Raw genomic sequence first — 17,049 nt, 5'->3', positions numbered from 1 at the left:
AATACAAAAGGCAAGTTAGAGGATATACTGTTGGGCTAACAGGATTTTAAGCCTGTGGAGATGGTGGGTTACCACTTCTAAGAAGCAGGAATCCTCGTGGGCTTGCCCCGAGGAGGGTCAATTAGAAGCTATTACAAAATCTTCCCGATCCAAATTTTTAATTACTGGAGCAATATAATCATAAGTTCTGTACATTTCTGCAGTATCAATAAAATTTATGCCTGAATCAAAAGCATATTTGATTACCTCTATACCATCATTTAACGGCATGTTTTTCTGTGCTGGCCCAAGTGGAAGTGCACCAAAACACATTTTGCTAACTTCCAGATCAGTACTTCTCAATAATTTTTTTTCCATTATTCCACCCCTCTTTAATTTAATATATAAACATGAATTTTTTTATTTCAGCCCAAATTGTATCACTCAACAACTATAATATTATAAGGTTTATCAAGTACTATTTCTGGAACATTTTTATATACTTCTATTTTACCTAAGACTTTAACTTCTTTTCCTTCAAGATATTCGGCAGGGTTGTAATCGAATTTAATCAAATCTTCATTAAATATAACCACAGCGAAATCTTCATTATAATTCTCCGAAAAATTTAGGTATGTTACTTTATCTGAGCTGTAGGTGGATTCAATTTTTCCCTTAACAATAACTATTTCATTTACATAAGAGTCAGCATTTTGCCAGCTTATAACCTCTACCTGATCCTGATAATATTCTATTTTGGACCAGATTCCTGTTTTTTCCCTTCGTGCTCTTTTTGCTGTTTCTTTAAATTCCGCTTCATATCTCTTATTTGGTGGAATGATCATCAAATTAGCATAACCTTCCTGAAGCAGCTGCAGGTTAAACATTTCTGAATCATTTAAATAAATATAGGCCAGCAGGCGTCCATATTTATCTTCTTTTTCAGTATCAAATTCCAGCTCCACTTTTTTATCCAGAATCTTATCTTCTGCAAATTCTTTTGCTTTAAAAGCAAAATATTCTCCCTGCCCTTCTTCCCAGTCAATCTCAGGACAGTCAACCCCCAGAACTCTTATTGTTTTACCACTGGAGGTTTTATAAGTATCTCCATCAATTATTTCATTTATATGAATTTCTGCCAGAGAATTTTTCTGACCAATAAAAAAATAAGACCCTAATAGCAAAATTAATGCTGCTGTCAAAATAAATAATTTATTTCTCATAATATACCAACTTTCTTCAATACAGTCTTTCCCCTTTTTTATCTAAAACAGTCAGAAAGCTCCATCTAAATCTGTTTTTGATTTAGGTGGAGAGGTTCACACTCTGCTAAAAAAAGAAAAGAGAGCAGGGATATTTAATTTTTTAGTATATGAATCTTAAAGAAATCCCCGCTTTTTGCAGCTTAAAATTTTTTTGAGAAACTCCTATATTTATATTATTCTATATTAACAGCATTTATACCTTCAAAAATATATCCATTTAAATAAATATATATAACTGAAAAAACAAAACCTCAATTCCGCTGGAATTCAATCAGCAGAATTGAGGTAAATTGTTTGCCTCTATATAATTTATAGAGCTAAAACTGGATTTTCAAGATATTTTTTGAGATCTTTTAAGAATTTCGCTCCCACAGCACCATCAACTGCTCTGTGGTCTAGTCCCAGTGTAAGTTCTATAGCTGGATAAACCTGTAATTCTTCACATACATCTGTCCTTACTTTCTCTACTATTGTTCCAACAGCCAGTATTCCAACCTGAGGTGGATTTAAAATAGCAGTAAATTCTTCAATTCCAAACATTCCTAAATTAGAAATAGAAAATGTTCCATCTTCCAGATCTGCCATTTCCAGCTTATCTTCTTTACTTATATCAACCAGATGTTTAATTTCTTTATCAAGTTCAGGTAATGTTATCTGATCAGCATTATTTACAACCGGAACCACAAGACCTTTTTCTACTGCAACTGCTATACCAAGATTAACATCTTCTTTGAGCAGATACTCTCCCTCAGTATAATGTGCATTTATATCCGGATGTTTTTTTAGAGTAAAGGCTGTGATCTTTGCAATCACTGTATTAAGTGAAGGAACATTATCCTTATCCAGTTCTTTATATTTTTCCCTCAGCTTGATAATTTCACTTATATCTGCTGAAGCTCTCAAATATATATGAGGTGCTCCCCAGCTTTCTGAAAGTCTCCTTGCAGTTGTTCTGCGGTAATTTGACATTTCTTTTTTTACTGTTTTACCTGCAGTTTTTTCTTTTTTACCTACTGAAGAAGCTTCATCCTGAAATTCATCACTTTCCATAAAAGCTTTAACATCATCAGATGTGATTCTAAATCTATCTGTGGTTTCTCTAACCTTCTCAAGGTCCACATTGTTTTCTCGGGCCACTTTTTTAGCCCTGGGAGAAGCACGCAGTATATCTTCTTTAATTTCTTTTTTATTATCAACTTTTTTGACAGGTGTTTCTTTTTCCGCTTTCTTTTCTTCTATTTTTTTAGCTTCTACTTTTTCTGATTCAGTTAAATCATCTATTTTTTCTCCCTCTGCAGCTAGAATACCAACCACAGTCTGTACAGGAACAGTTTCTCCTTCTTCAATAATAATTCTAGCCAGAAGACCGTCCTGATCTGCTTCTACAGAATGAGTAATTTTATCCGTTTCTACATCATAAATAATATCTCCTTCATTTATATCTTCACCTTCATCAAAATACCATCTTATTAATGTACCTTCTTCCATTGTTAAGCCCAGCTTGGGCATCAATAATTCTTTGCTCAATTTTTTTCCCTCCTATTCACTCACACAGCTATTAATAAAGTCCAAATACTTTTGGCAAGAATGTTGTTAATCCAGGTAAATACATTAATATTAGGAGCACAACTACTGCAGCTAAAATAAGTGGTATTGCCTGTTTTGCCAGTTTTTCTAAAGAAATATTGGCTATATTAGAACCAACATAAAGATTTACGGCCACAGGAGGGGTTACCTGTCCAATAGCAAGGTTGATTGTCATAATTACACCAAACCAGACAGGATCCCATCCCATTTCTGCCATAATTGGAAGCAGAATTGGTAAAAACACATAATAAATTGATATTGCATCAATTACCATACCGGCAAATAATATTATTATATTGATAAAGAGCAGTATAATAACAGGATTATCAGATAGTCCTAGAATAGCGCCTGATGCTTTTTGAATTAATCCCACATTTGTTGCAATCCAGGAAAACAAACCAGCTGCTGTTACAACTAGCATAACTACTGCTGTGGTTTCTGCTGCATCAACACCAATTTTAAATAAAATTTTGAAATTAATTGTTTTATATACAAACACACCAACAAACAAACCATAAAATACAGCTACTGCAGCTGCTTCTGTAGGTGTAAAAACACCTCCATAAATACCACCCAGAATAATTACTGGAGTTAAAAAAGCCCAGAATGCATCTTTAAATGAATCCCAGAGTTCAGAAAGTGTACCCCATTCTTCACCTTTATAACCGCGTTTTTTAGATATAATAAAAACAACTGTTATTAAGCCCAGTGCTACTAAAGCACCTGGTATAATACCTGCTGCAAACAGTGTTCCTATTGATACATTTGCTATCATACCATAAACAATAAATGCAATACTGGGCGGTATTATAATAGCTAACCCACTGCTTACTGAAGTAACAGCAGTAGCAAAGTCTTTATCATATCCCTGTTTAACCATACCGGGAATCAAAATTACTCCTAATGCTGCTACAGTTGCCGGACCTGAACCAGATACAGCTCCCCAAAAAGTAGCTACTATAACAGTAGCAATTGCCAGACCACCAGGAATAGGTCCAACTATTAGTTTAACAAAATTGATGATTTTTTCTGCCATCCTTGCCTTCTGCATAATTACTCCAGCCATTATAAAGAAAGGAATGGCAAGCAGAGGAAATTTAGATATACCTCCAAAAAAGTTGTAAGATATCATGCCGAGACCTTTATCTGCGATAAGAGATACAAAAATAGTTGTCATTCCCAGAGAAATCGCAATTGGAACTCTTATAATAAGTAAAGCCACAAATATTATAACCATCCATATAGCAGGATCCATTATTCATCACCGCTCTCTTTTAATTCAACAACAGTTCTCTGAATTATTCTGATTATAATTAAAACACTACCAATAGGTAATCCTAAAGTATACCACCACATTGGAACTCCCATGGAAGTTGTTGTCACATTAAGTAATATTTCATCCTGTATTTGTGTAATACTGTATCTAAGTAAAATTGCAAAAAAAGCAATCGAAAGCAGTGCCACTATTATTTGAACAACTTTCTGTACTTTTTTTGGCATCTTTTCAACAATCAAAGATACACATAAGTGTTTTCCTTTTTTAAAAGCAATTGAACTACCAAGCATAACAAGCCACACATATAAATAAATTTCCAGTTCTTCAATATAAGATATAGAAAACTTAAAAGTGAATCTAGAAACTACATTAACAAAGGCAATAGCTGCCATTGAAAGAAGTAGAACACCGGCAAGATATTCTTCCAGATTATTTAGTAAGTGTTTAATCTTTTTTTGCAAAACCCTTCACCTCCATAATAAAATTTAAGATAGAGCCAGGCAGAAAACTGCCTGGCAGTATTTATCTTAATTTTATTTACTGAACAGATTCTTTAGACTCGATAGCATCTTCTACAATATCTTCTCCAATTGTTTTAACCCATTTTTTATAAACAGGTCTGGTTTTTTCTCTAAATAATTCTTTTTCTTCATCAGTTAAAACATTAACCTTCATGCCCTGTGCCTTAAGATATTTGAATGGATCATTACTTCCATCTTCCATCTCCCAGGTGGCAAGAAAATCTTTTGCATAACCCATATCTTCTCCATTTTTAATCATTTCATCAATATATGCTTTTGCTGTACCATTATCTAAACCATATCTGGCAAGCATTTTCTGGAATTGAAGTGCTTCTTCTGCTGCCTGTGCAACTATTTCCTGATCTAAAGGAGTAAAGCTATCAAATACCTGCTGATTTATTCCTATCATCAGAGGATCAACGAGATAATTCCAGACAGTCATATACTCATGAAATTCCCAGATTTTTAAAGGAATTAAAACATCAACAACTGGATTTTCCTGACCATCTACTGTACCCTGCTGGAATCCTGTTGTAGCTTCCCCCCAGTTCATTGTTAGAGGGTTTGAACCTAATTCCTGGAATATTTCTATAAATATTTTACTTCCTACAACACGATATTTAAGATCTGATAAATCTTCTGGCTTATGAATAGCCCTTTTACTATTTGTAATTTCTCTAAATCCATTTTCTCCCCATCCAAATGGTTTAACACCCAGCTGCTCAATTCTATCAAGTAAATATTGTCCAGCTTTTCCTTTCTCAACAGCATCTATTTGTTTGTAGCTGTCAAAAAAGAATGGAAGAGAAAATAAGTTAAGTTCTTTAATCTGTGGTGACCAATTAATTGTGGATTCTAAAGCCATATCAACTGAACCATTTCTTACCATCATAAATATAGAAGTCTGCTTTCCTGCAGCCAGTGAAGAACCACCATAAGCTTTAATATTAATTCTACCATCAGTGCGTTCTCTTACTAAATCAGTAAAATAATTTGCTCCCATTCCCCACGGAGTAGCCGGTCCGACATTATAACTTAATGTATATTCCTTTTTATAATTCTGTGCAGAAACAAATGATGTCAGAACAAAGACAAACACCAGCATTAAAAATAAACTCCTCTTAAACATTTGATAACCTCCTCTTATTTTTGCTTCTCAGTAAAAATTAAAGTAAGAACTTTCTAACTTCTTCGATGACATTATCCTTATCCGGCATGATAAAGTTTTCCTGTTCTGGACTAAATGAATTTGGAACATTTTTAGCTCCAACCCTGTAAATAGGATCATCCAGATAGTCAAAAGCTTCCTCCTGAACTACTGATGCAATTTCTGCACCCCATCCCGCTCTCTTCCAGGTCTCATGAACTGTAAGCAGTCGGCCTGTTTTCTTAACAGAATTAATTACTGCTTCTCTATCCCAGGGAATCAATGTTCTGAGATCAATGATTTCTAAAGAAATACCTTCTTTTTCAAGTTCTTCAGCAGCCTTTAAGCTCTCATGAACCATTCTACTTGTGGTTACAACAGTAATATCACTTCCTTTTCTTTTAATATCTGCCTTACCAAAAGGAATACTGTATTCTTCTTCATCAACAAATCCTTTTTTGCCATACATCTGCTTGTGCTCAAAAACTATTACCGGATCAGACTGATTTAAAGCTGTTTTGTAAAGCCCATAAATATCAGCTGGAGTTGAAGGAATAAGAACTTTAATACCAGGTACATGCATAAAAATAGTTTCCAAACTCTGTGAATGCTGAGCGGCAGCATTATTAGATCTTCCATCAGGTCCCCTTAATATAATAGGCAAATCTCTCTGCCCACCTGACATGTATCTTATTTTCATTATCTGATTTGTAATTGCAGACATACCAGTAAAAAGAAAATCTGCAAAATGAAATTCCACAATAGGCCTGGTACCTGCAAGTGCTGCTCCTACTGCTGAACCAAATATCACTTCTTCAGAAATTGGGGTATCAATAACTCGATCATCAAATTTTCCAATTAATCCTTTATACTGGCCAAAAATTCCCCCCTGCTGTGCAATATCCTCTCCATAAGTAAAGATATTAGGGTTTTTTTCCATTTCTTCTTCTATAGCCCGGCAGATAGCACCGGAAAATGTCATTTCTACTTTAGCCATTTTTCCACCTCCTTAATAGTCATAACCTGTATCATCTGCAAACAGGTCTTCCAGTGCTTCTTCTGCAGCCGGAAACTCATCGTTGCGTGCATATTCAACAGAATCTTCGATAATTTTAGTATATTTACTCCATATTTCATTTTTCTTTTCATCATCAAGATAATCATTGTCTTTCAAATATTTTTCAAATCTTCCGATAGGTTCATTTTTCCATTTTTCTTCTACTTCAGCATCATCACGATAATTCATAGGATCACCAACAAAATGACCTTTTAAACGATAGGTTTTACACTCAAGTAATACAGGGCCAGAACCTTCTCTAACTGCTTTCACAATTTCTCCTGCTGCTTCATGTACTGCAAGCAGATCATTTCCATCAACAGTAACACCTTTTACATTATATCCTTTTGCCCTATCAGCTACATTTTTAACTGATGTTGCATACTCCGAATTAACGGTTGATGCATAATTGTTGTATTCAACCACAAAAATAATAGGCAGCTGATATATAGAAGCCCAGTTTAATGCTTCATGAAAAGCACCTCTATTTGACGCCCCATCACCAAAAAAAGCGACAACAACCTGATCAGTTTTTTTAATCATTTTAATTGCCATTCCTGCACCAGCGGCGATCGGCAGTCCACCTGCAACTTCTCCATTTGCTCCTAATACTCCAAGTTCAAAATTCATAATGTGCATAGAGCCACCTTTACCCTTACAGTAGCCTGATTTTTTCCCATATAATTCTGCCATCATTAACTTTGGATCTGCACCTTTAGCAAGCATATGACCGTGACCGCGGTGAGTACTTGTAATAAGGTCATCCTTACGCAGATGATCAATAATACCGGATGCAATTGCTTCTTCTCCAATATAAAGATGAATAAATCCGGGAATTTCATTGTTGTAGAACTTTTCTTCTGCTTTCATTTCAAAAGTTCTAATTAAAACCATTTTTTCGTAAAGCTCAATTAATTTTTCTTTTGATAATTCCATTTTCTCACCTCCACTTTATATATAATGCAATTATTATTCCAATAAATATAATTTTCATAATCTTTTATATATAAAGAATTTTAGCAGATTTCAGACTATAAAAAAATAACATGTCCATATTATGAACATATATTATGTTCATTTATTGGACATGTTATTATATTGAACAGTTTAATTTATGTTTTTATAAATGGTAGTTCTGCTCACTCCAAGTCGGCGGGCTGCTTCAGAAACATTATTATCACAAACTGAAAGAACCCTTTTTATATATTCTTTTTCCATATCATTTAAAGACAATATTTCTTTAGAGAAATTTTTCTCTATTAAAAATTCATTTTTTCCATTACTTTTTCCATCTTTTTCATTCTGCCCGTGTTGAAAATTAACAATATCTTTATAACTTATCATCTCATCTTGAGCAAAATTAACGAGTCTTTCTATACAGTTTTCCAATTCTCGTACATTACCGGGCCAGCTTTTCTCCTCTAGGTAATTCATCGCATGTTCAGTAAAACCAGATATATCTTTATTTAATTTCTCGGCAAAAGTTGTAAGAAAATGATTTGCCAGCAGCCTAATATCATTTCCTCTATCTTTTAATTCAGGAATATCTATATTGAGAACATTTAATCTGTAGTACAAATCACCTCTAAAATTATTTTTTTCTACTTCTTTTGATAAATCTTTATTTGTGGCTGCAATAATCCTAACGTCTATAGGAATAACCTCTGAACCGCCAATTCTCATCAGCTTCCGCTCTTGAATAACCCTCAGCAGTTTAACCTGCATATTGAGAGGCATTTCTCCAATTTCATCCAGAAAAATTGTGCCCCCATTTGCCATTTCAAATTTACCGGGTCGCCCACCTTTGCTGGCACCGGTAAATGACCCTTCAACATAGCCAAATAATTCACTTTCAATTAATTTCATCGGTAGTGCTGAACAGTTAATTGCCAAAAAAGGTCCATCCTGTCTTCCCGAAGCTCTGTGTATGGATTGTGCAAAAAGTTCTTTTCCAGTTCCAGTTTTTCCTGTAATTAATACATTCGAATCACTTTCTGCAGCTATACCTGCAATGCGCTTACTTTTATTAATTTCTTCACTCTCTCCAATAATATCATCAAAGCAGAAGTTGGCCTGTGCTCCGGTCATAACATTGACCATTTTTTTTACCCTCTTTATCTCTCTAAAAGTATCAAGTACTCCCTTTATATTTCCATTATCATCTTTTATTACAGTAGCTGATTTAATAAAATGAAGAAGCTCCCCTTTTGATTTCAGAAAAAATTCTTTATCAACATAACCTTTACCACTTTCCAGAACATTTAAAATAACAGGGCGAAAATCTACAATTTCTTTTATATGTCTTCCAATACTATTTTCTAAGTCAACCTTTAAAATTTTTGCACCGGCTTTATTGATAAATTTTACAACTGCATTTTTATCAATAAATATAATCCCTTCAGAAACCTGGTTTGCAATTGCCTCTTCAAATCTGTTTTTTTCATCAAGTTCAGCTTCAAGCTTTTTCATTTTAAGCTGATTCTTTATATTTTCAATACTTTCATTTACTGCAGGAAGTATTTGATTAAATTCTTCTTCCGAAAAAACAATAAAACTCATCGCTCCCAGCAGCTTATCCTGAAAATCAAAAATCGGAAAAGCAGCTGTATACCAGCTTTTTAATACTTCTGACTGATGCTCATCTCCTAAAACAACTTCACTTTTTCTGCTGTTGAGTACATTATCAACAGCAGTTTTCCCAACCTTTTTGTTATTCCAGCTGTCTCCTGTATTAATATTATGCCTTTTCTGAAAATTTTCTACAAAATTTTTTTCTCCAAACAGCTTTAAGAGATGTCGGTCTTTATTAAAAACTCCTATTAAGAAATTTTTGAATCCATAATTTTCTTTTATTTTTTCTATGTTTTTATTTACTACAGCAAAAAAATCATTCCAGTGCTTTTTTTCTTCTCCTTCAACCCATAAAAAACGATTCCTGTTCTTTTTCTCCTCTGTACTTGTACAGTCACTGGCAAAAAAACTCATCAGATTTCTTACCCCCTGTAATAAAGTCAATATAAAAATAAAACTTCTTTAAATTACTCTGTTTAAATATAGTTCTATATTTTTCATTCTTTTCCTGCTATAACTTATGTAAAATATCAAAAAACTATTTTATACCCTAACCAAAAATAACAAAGCCTCATTATAGGGTCCTGATTTATAATATAATTTCGCACATAATTAATATTTAAATCTATTGATCATAGAATTTGTTCATAAAATTATTCTGCAGTTACATTATTATTATCGGCAGTCATAAAAAAAGATAACCAGATTCAGAAGTACTGTGACTTCATCAGCTGGCTTTAGATAACATATGCTCTTTATATTGATATTATTTAACTTAATTTAAATTTTTTCAAATATTTTCGTCATTATTTGACAGATTATTTTTTTCAATTAAAAACTTTAATTTCTCCGCAAATCTTAAATCATCTGCTTCAGATCTTTTTTTATGGGAATTATGGCGTCCTGTTTTACGCCTCCATTTAAAGTTCTGATGCCTCTGCATTAAAAGATAATCTATATTATTATCAGAAAAAATTTTACCGGAAAAACTTATTACCTGGGCACCTTTTCCCAGAACAACTGCTGCCAGACCATAATCACCGGTAACTACAATATCATTTTCCCGACAGAAATTAAATATTTCCATATCGGCAGACTGATATTTCTGATCAACTACAAATATCTTGCCATAATCAACCGTAAGATGGTGATTTAAATCAGTAAAAATATCAAGCTCAATTCCATATTCCTCGGCAATATTTTCTACTATTCCAACAACAGGACATCCATCACCATCTACTAAAATTCTCATTTTCAATCTTTGTACCTATCAAGAATTTTATCCAGCTGACCGGTTTTTCTAAATAAATGCTGTAAAATTTGTCTTACAGCACCATTACCACCATTATAATCAGAGATATAATCTGCTATTTCTTTTACAGCTTCTGCTGCATCAGCCGGACAGCCGGCAAAAGCTGCTTTTTTCATGACTTTAAAATCATTTAAATCATCACCCAAATAAGCTATATTTTCGAAAGTTATTTCTTTGTCCTGCATTATTTCCTGCAGTTTACCTTCTTTATCCTTTATATCCTGATAAAGTTCTTTTATTCCAAGTTCTGCCGCCCTTCTTTCAACTATCTTTGATTTCCGTCCAGTTATAATTATTATATCAATTCCAGTTCTTAGAGCTCCAGCAACCATAAGACCGTCCTTTACATTAAAAGTTTTCATCTCATTATCAAAGTTATCCAGATAAACCTTTCCATCTGTCAGTGTTCCATCTACATCAAGAAAAATAGTATTTATTTTTTCCATTATACCAGCTCCATCTTAAAATATTTCTGCCTCAGCTTCTCTTTGTACCGCCAGGTGGTACTCTTTCTGTTATCCATAAATAACAGCACCTCATCTTATAAATTTAATCAATTATTGAGATTTATTATCAGTTATTATATATCTTTTAACATTTACTGTAAAGTAAAAACTCCACCATTATGGTGAAGTTTTTAAATTAAAAATATTTAGATAGTAAAGATATATCAACCTATTTTATACAGGCTGAATAATGACCCGATTCCTTTTCTTCAAGCTCCACCTCTGTTCTAAGGCATTTCTCATCGGCCAGAGGACAGCGGGAACTGAAACTGCACCCTTCCGGCAGATTAATCATACTGGGGATTTCTCCTTCAAGCTTTATTTTAATATCTTCTTGTTCTGGATCTGGCTCAGGAATAGCAGACAGCAGTGCCTCTGTATAAGGATGGAGTGGATTACTAAATATCTGGTCAACTGTTCCCAGCTCAATTATTTTCCCCATATACATTACCGCTATCCTGTCAGCTATATATTCAATAACTCCTAGATCATGTGTTATAAAAAGCATAGTAAGGTCAAGTTTTTTCTGAAGATCCTGAAGCAGGTTTAATATCTGGGCCTGAACAGAAACATCGAGTGCAGAGGTCGGTTCATCAAGGAGCAAAAAATCCGGATTTAAAGCTATTGCTCTCGCAATACCGATGCGCTGTTTCTGGCCACCGCTAAATTCATGTGGATAACGGTAAAGATGTTCTTTTTTTAAACCTACAATATCCAGCAGCTCCAGTATTCTCTGCTTTAAAATTTTATTTTCTATATCAATATCATGAATTCTAAAAGGTTCTTCAAGAAGTTTTTTTATTGTTCTTCTGGGACTTAGAGAAGAATGTGGATCCTGAAAAACAATGGCCATATTTTTACGGAGTTCTTTTATCTCATTTTTGGAAAATTTATTTATATTTTTATCTGCAAATATTATTTCTCCACCATCCGGTTCAAGCAGAAGCATCAGAGTTCTGGCCAGAGTAGATTTTCCACAGCCCGATTCTCCCACAACTCCAAAAGTTTCTCCTTTTTTTATGAAAAAACTCAGATCATTAACTGCTTTAATAACTGTTCTTTCTTTGTTAATTAATCCTTTTTCTTTTACAAAATATTTTTTTAAATTTTTTACTTCAATTAATTTATCCATTAAAAATCCTCCAGTTAAAATTGCAGATGACATTTCACATAGTGATTTTCATCTATGTATTTTCTCGGCGGTATAGTAGAACTGCATACATCCATTTTATATTCACAGCGTGGATGAAATCTGCAGCCAGATGGTGGTGTTATCAGATTGGGAACTTTTCCTTTAATAATTTTAAGTTTTTCTCCCCTGCTCTCCCTGCGGGGTATTGCTTTAAGCAGCCCCTCGGTGTAAGGATGAGATGGGTTCTTAAATAATTTTTTAACAGGAGCATATTCAACAATATTACCAGCATACATAACAGCCACCCTGTCACATACACGTGCCACAACACCAAGATCATGTGTTATCAGCAGCATCGAAGACGACATCTCATCTCTAAGATTTTTAATCAATTTAAGAATTTGTGCCTGTATAGTAACATCTAGTGCTGTTGTTGGTTCATCAGCAATAAGCAGCTGTGGATGACAGGAAAGTGCAGTAGCTATCATTACTCTCTGCTGCATACCTCCACTTAATTCATGCGGATATTTTCCCATAATGTGTTCCGGATCAGGAAGACCTACTTTTTTAAACATTTCCAGCGCTATTTTTTTCGCCATTCTGCTGCTTTTCCTCTGGTGCTTTTTTATAACTTGTTTTATCTGGGTACCAACATCAAACACGGGATTGAGAGAATTCATAGGATCCTGAAAAATCATAGATATCTGATTACCTCTAATATCCTGCATTTCTTTTTCTGTTTTTTTGATCAGATTTTCTCCATTAAAATTAATTTCTCCGGAGAGAATTTTACCCGGTGGATCAGGAATAAGTTTCATAATAGAAAGAGCAGTCACAGATTTACCGCTCCCGGTTTCTCCCACAAGACCCAGTGTTTCCCCCTTATTTACTACAAAAGAAACATCTTCAAGTGCTTTCACTTCCCCTTCATAAGTGAAAAAAGATGTCTTCAAATTTTTAACTTCAAGTAAAATCTCATTTTCATCCAAATTATTTTCCTTTTCCATTTTACTACCTCCTGAGCCTGGGATCAAGCACATCCCTCAGACCGTCACCTAAAATATTAAACCCTACCACCACAAATAGTATGGCAAGTCCTGGAAATGCAGCAACCCACCATTCAGAAACAATATATTGGCGGCCATCACTGACCATAGCTCCCCATTCTGGGAGTGGAGGCTGAGCACCAAACCCTATAAAGCTCAGTCCTGCTGCTGCAAGTATAACTGTACCCAAATCCATAGTTGCCCTAACTATTATAGGGGAAAGGCAGTTTGGTAAAATATGAATAAATAATATGCGGATATCACTGCCCCCCATAGAGCGAATTGCCTCAATAAACTGAGAGTTTTTAATCGATAAAACCTGGCTCCTCACCAATCGTGCATAAACCGGCCAGCGCACAAGTGCAATTGCAATAATAGTATTTCTTAAATTGGGTCCTAATGCTGCTGCAATTGCCATCGCTAAAATAAGTGGTGGAAAAGATAAGAACATATCGGCTATTCTCATCAGTATATTATCACCTGCACCACCAATATAACCACTTACAGCTCCGACAATAATACCTATGGCTGCTCCAATTGAGACAACTATAATTCCTATCAGCACAGAAATCCTGCTGCCATATATAATTCTGCTCAAAATATCTCTTCCCATATCATCGGTTCCCAGAGGATGCTGAAAGCTGGGAGCTTCAAGTCTGGCCGACATTTCCTGATAATAAGGATCATGTGGAGCCAGAAAGGGAGCAAAAACAGCTATCAATAGAAAACAGGCTATTATAAATGCTCCAATCATAGAAAGTGGACTTTTTGAAATTAAATGTAATGTATATTTAAATTCTTTAATTTTAGATTCATGTTTTTTTAACCAGCTATCTATAAGTGTATCTGTTGTTTCCATGTCTGCTGCCTCCTTATTTAATTAATTTATCTCATCATATTTAATTCTTGGATCAAAAAATCCATATAATAAATCTACAAAAAGATTTGCAAGTGAATATACCAGTGCTATTAAAAGAGTAACACCCATTACAGCTGGAAAATCAAGAAAAAGCATGGATTCGACAACATAACGTCCGATACCAGGCCAGGAAAAGATTGTTTCTGTCAGCACAGCACCAGACAAAAGACTGCCATAAGACAGTCCAATAATAGTTAATGTAGGTATAAAAGCATTTTTAAATGCAAGCTTAAATATAATCAATTTTTCTGACAATCCAAAAGAATATGAACTTCTAATATAATCCTGATTCATAACTTCCAGCATACTGGAACGCATCATTCTTGCAATCTGTGCTGTAGAAAGATATCCAAGACAAAAAGCTGGAAGAATTATGTGTTGCAAACTGCTCCAGAATGCATCAAAATTTCCGGTTATTAAGCTGTCTACAAGATAGAGACCTGTAATATCTCTGGGCGGCATAATAAACATTGCAATTCTGCCTGAACTCGGTAAAAAGTGAAGATGATTATAAAATAAGGCCATAAGTAAAAGTCCAAGCCAGAAAACAGGCATAGAAACACCCAGCAGTGAAAAAATTCTCGCTCCCTGATCAAGCCAGCTGTCTTTTTTTACAGCAGATAATATTCCCAGGGGAATTCCTAAAATAATGGATAGAATAATAGCAAAAGTGGATAATTCAAAAGTGGCAGGAAAAAAATTTTTTAAATCTGCAGTCACATCCCTCTTGGTTCTTATAGATTCACCAAGATCAAAATTAATAAGTCCTTTCATATATATAAAATACTGTTCATGAATTGGTTTATTTAAACCCAGATCCTCTCTCATCTTTTCTATCTGCTCATCTGTTCCCCGTCCACCGAGCATTGTAAGCACAGGATCTCCAGGCACAACATGAGAAAGGGTAAATGTTATTATTGAAATTCCAATCAGCATCAAAACTGTATAAAACAGCCTTTTAAGTAAAAAAACTTTCACCAAAATACCTCCTTGACGACAATTAAATTCGCTGCCCTCAAAAAGAGAGCAGCGATACAGTTTTACTTATAAGCACTGGTGAAATCAAAGATTCTTACTGGATTGTACTCATAACCTTTAACTTCATTTCGCAGTACTACAATATTCTGAGGCTGATAAAGCATTGCCCATGGTCCTTCTTCAGCCAGCATTCTATCAATTTTATGATATAACTCTTTTCTTTTTTCTGGATCATTAATTTCTGCAGCTTCTTCTATTAAATCATCAAGCTCTTTACTGCTGTATGCTACCCTCTGAGTAAGTGAACCTTCACTGTGTCCAAAAGGATGAATAAAGTTATGTGGATCAGGATAATCAGAACCCCATCCGCTCAGCATAAGTTCAAGCTGCTGATTTCTGAACAATTCATAAAAAGCAGCCGCATTTAACTGTCTAACTTCTGCATTAATTCCTACTGCAGACAGATCATTTTGAACACTACTTATTACCTGCTTCCACATTGTTGAAGAAATACCGGTCAATTCAATATCAAACCCATCCGGATATCCGGCTTCAGCCAGCAGCTGTTTTGCTTTTTCCGGATTATATTCATATACCCCCATATCTTCCTGATAACCAAGCAGTGGTTTTACTATAGCCCCTTCTAATTTATTACCTGCACCTCTAACAAGGTGTTCAATCATTGCATTATAGTCAATAGCATGTTTTATAGCCTGACGTACTTTGAGATTATTTAGAGGTTCTTTGCTTACATTCATCCCCAGATAATAGGCTCTTAAATCAACACCTTTTATAACATTTAAATCTTCATTAGCCTCAAGATCAGCAAGCTGGTCTGGTGTGAGTTTATACGCCATATCTATATCTCCATTTTCCAGCATCATTTTCTGTGTAACACTTTCAGAAACGTTTTTTATTATAACCTGACGGAAATTAGGCTTTTCACCCCAGTAATTTTCATTTCTCTCCAGCACAATGGAATCTCCCCTGTTCCAGGTGACAAGTTTGTATGGTCCTGAAGCAGCCTCTCCGGACTGACCGTTTAACCATCCTTCCCCCCAGTCACCATCTTCTTCATGTGCCATGACAACTTCTGGATCTACTATTCCTGCACATGTATTACTCAGAACACTTGCAAAATATGAGGCAGGAAATTTCAGCCCTATTTCCAGTGTATACTCATCAACAACAGTTATGCTCTCAGGGGACATAACTTCATTTAACATCCAGGAAGGGCCCTTACCCATTTCCATAGATCTCTGCAGAGAAAACTGAACGGCTTCTGCATTAATTGGGTTTCCACTTGCAAACTCTGCATCTTCTCTGAGTTTAATAGTCCACTTTAATCCATCTTCAGAAATCTGATATGATTCTGCCAGATGTGGAACAACCTCTCCTTCATCAATTACAAAAAGATTATCATACACATTTTGTATTGTATTACAGGAAGTAAACTCATAGGCAACCGCAGGATCTAAAGAAGCAGCATCAAAATTATCAGCAACTACAAGAACATCATCAGGTATAGCTGCAGCACCAGCAAAAGCCGTATTAAAAACAAAAACGGACAAGACCATAAAAATTAATATTTTTTTCATTTATTTTCAATCCTCCTATTTACTATTCTACTACACACTCCATCTGAAGAAAAAGGATACCCACCTCCTTCAATAAATTAAAATTATTTCCAGCAGAAACTGCAGGTAATAAAAAACCCGGTGGATTACCACCGAGTTTGATTTTTCCAGTAGAA

16 protein-coding genes are annotated in these 17,049 nt (G+C 34.7%); all 16 read right to left on the bottom strand.

Going from position 1 to position 17,049, the window contains the following annotated elements:
- Positions 1–117 precede the first annotated feature (117 nt).
- Positions 118–357 carry an aldo/keto reductase gene (locus DER71_RS04545; RefSeq protein ID WP_114474360.1) on the bottom strand — a complete coding sequence of 80 codons (240 nt, stop codon included), beginning with the start codon at positions 355–357 and terminating at the stop codon, positions 118–120.
- Between the two features lie 62 nt (positions 358–419).
- Positions 420–1,202 (bottom strand): thermonuclease family protein, encoded by a 783-nt coding sequence (locus DER71_RS04540; RefSeq protein ID WP_114474359.1) that lies wholly within the window; start codon positions 1,200–1,202, stop codon positions 420–422.
- A gap of 351 nt (positions 1,203–1,553) precedes the next feature.
- Positions 1,554–2,771 (bottom strand): dihydrolipoamide acetyltransferase family protein, encoded by a 1,218-nt coding sequence (locus DER71_RS04535; RefSeq protein WP_114474358.1) that lies wholly within the window; start codon positions 2,769–2,771, stop codon positions 1,554–1,556.
- Between the two features lie 31 nt (positions 2,772–2,802).
- The gene (locus DER71_RS04530) at positions 2,803–4,086 is read right to left on the bottom strand and encodes a TRAP transporter large permease (RefSeq protein WP_114474357.1); all 1,284 of its coding nucleotides are present in this window, start codon (positions 4,084–4,086) and stop codon (positions 2,803–2,805) included.
- Complete coding sequence (locus DER71_RS04525) at positions 4,086–4,568, bottom strand: TRAP transporter small permease (protein WP_114474356.1); 483 nt, start codon at positions 4,566–4,568, stop codon at positions 4,086–4,088. Before DER71_RS04525 ends, DER71_RS04530 begins: the two co-directional genes overlap by 1 nt.
- Positions 4,569–4,644: 76 nt before the next feature.
- On the bottom strand, positions 4,645–5,757 hold the full coding sequence (locus tag DER71_RS04520) for a DctP family TRAP transporter solute-binding subunit (RefSeq protein ID WP_114474355.1): 1,113 nt from the start codon (positions 5,755–5,757) through the stop codon (positions 4,645–4,647).
- Positions 5,758–5,794: 37 nt separating this feature from the next.
- Positions 5,795–6,772, bottom strand: a complete 978-nt coding sequence (locus DER71_RS04515) for an alpha-ketoacid dehydrogenase subunit beta (protein WP_114474354.1) — start codon at positions 6,770–6,772, stop codon at positions 5,795–5,797.
- 12 nt (positions 6,773–6,784) lie between these two features.
- Positions 6,785–7,768 (bottom strand): thiamine pyrophosphate-dependent dehydrogenase E1 component subunit alpha, encoded by a 984-nt coding sequence (locus tag DER71_RS04510; protein WP_114474353.1) that lies wholly within the window; start codon positions 7,766–7,768, stop codon positions 6,785–6,787.
- Between the two features lie 171 nt (positions 7,769–7,939).
- Positions 7,940–9,817: a sigma-54-dependent Fis family transcriptional regulator gene (locus DER71_RS04505; RefSeq protein ID WP_114474352.1), complete on the bottom strand. Its 1,878-nt coding sequence runs from the start codon at positions 9,815–9,817 to the stop codon at positions 7,940–7,942.
- A gap of 376 nt (positions 9,818–10,193) precedes the next feature.
- Positions 10,194–10,655 (bottom strand): DUF188 domain-containing protein, encoded by a 462-nt coding sequence (locus DER71_RS04500; protein WP_114457819.1) that lies wholly within the window; start codon positions 10,653–10,655, stop codon positions 10,194–10,196.
- A gap of 2 nt (positions 10,656–10,657) precedes the next feature.
- Complete coding sequence (locus tag DER71_RS04495; RefSeq protein WP_114457820.1) at positions 10,658–11,161, bottom strand: HAD family hydrolase; 504 nt, start codon at positions 11,159–11,161, stop codon at positions 10,658–10,660.
- A gap of 229 nt (positions 11,162–11,390) precedes the next feature.
- Positions 11,391–12,353 (bottom strand): ABC transporter ATP-binding protein, encoded by a 963-nt coding sequence (locus DER71_RS12045; protein ID WP_233486988.1) that lies wholly within the window; start codon positions 12,351–12,353, stop codon positions 11,391–11,393.
- Positions 12,354–12,367: 14 nt separating this feature from the next.
- A complete protein-coding gene (locus DER71_RS12040) occupies positions 12,368–13,360 on the bottom strand; it encodes an ABC transporter ATP-binding protein (protein ID WP_199505559.1) in 993 nt (330 codons plus the stop codon).
- 4 nt (positions 13,361–13,364) lie between these two features.
- The gene (gene nikC / locus DER71_RS04485) at positions 13,365–14,258 is read right to left on the bottom strand and encodes a nickel transporter permease (protein ID WP_114457821.1); all 894 of its coding nucleotides are present in this window, start codon (positions 14,256–14,258) and stop codon (positions 13,365–13,367) included.
- A 21-nt stretch (positions 14,259–14,279) separates the two neighbouring features.
- Complete coding sequence (locus DER71_RS04480) at positions 14,280–15,296, bottom strand: ABC transporter permease (protein ID WP_199505560.1); 1,017 nt, start codon at positions 15,294–15,296, stop codon at positions 14,280–14,282.
- A 62-nt stretch (positions 15,297–15,358) separates the two neighbouring features.
- A complete protein-coding gene (locus DER71_RS04475) occupies positions 15,359–16,894 on the bottom strand; it encodes an ABC transporter substrate-binding protein (RefSeq protein ID WP_114474351.1) in 1,536 nt (511 codons plus the stop codon).
- Between the last annotated feature and the right edge of the window lie 155 nt (positions 16,895–17,049).

It is taken from the genome of Halanaerobium sp. DL-01 (genome assembly GCF_003338615.1).
Lineage (GTDB): Bacteria > Bacillota > Halanaerobiia > Halanaerobiales > Halanaerobiaceae > QPJE01.
The sequence above is the reverse complement of the archived record's forward strand: the minus strand, read 5'-3'. Positions and strand labels throughout refer to the sequence as shown.